The sequence below is a fragment of the Gilvimarinus sp. 1_MG-2023 genome, from assembly GCF_030548285.1.
In genome coordinates this window covers 1-298 of sequence record NZ_JAUOSC010000723.1, presented here as the reverse complement: position 1 = coordinate 298, position 298 = coordinate 1, and the positions used below count along the sequence as shown (strand labels likewise).

The 298-nt window shown below is 51.3% G+C and carries 1 protein-coding gene; it reads left to right on the top strand.

From position 1 onward, the window contains the following. Positions 1-37: 37 nt before the first annotated feature. On the top strand, positions 38-298 hold a 261-nt coding region (locus Q4563_RS18770), incomplete at its 3' end, for a phage protein Gp27 family protein (RefSeq protein WP_303605592.1).

Genomic DNA, 298 nt, shown 5'->3' with positions numbered 1-298 from the left:
CCTATCGAGTTCCTTAATAAAAAGATAAACCACCAAAATGGCCAAGATCGGCAAGAAAATGCAGGAACGCCAAGCCACCGCCAATGCCTGGGTGGCCAAGCTGGGCGAAAAACCCACGGGTGACATCGGCAAATTATTGATACAGATGACCCAGACCATGGCCTTTGATGTGGCCGAAGCCGCGCTGGACGAAGAAGACCCAGCCAGTTTGGGGCTGATCAAAGAGCTGGCTTTGACCGTTCAACGGTTGGAGAAAGCGAGTATGGACAGCCTCAAACGCGAAAAAGAAATCCGCAAA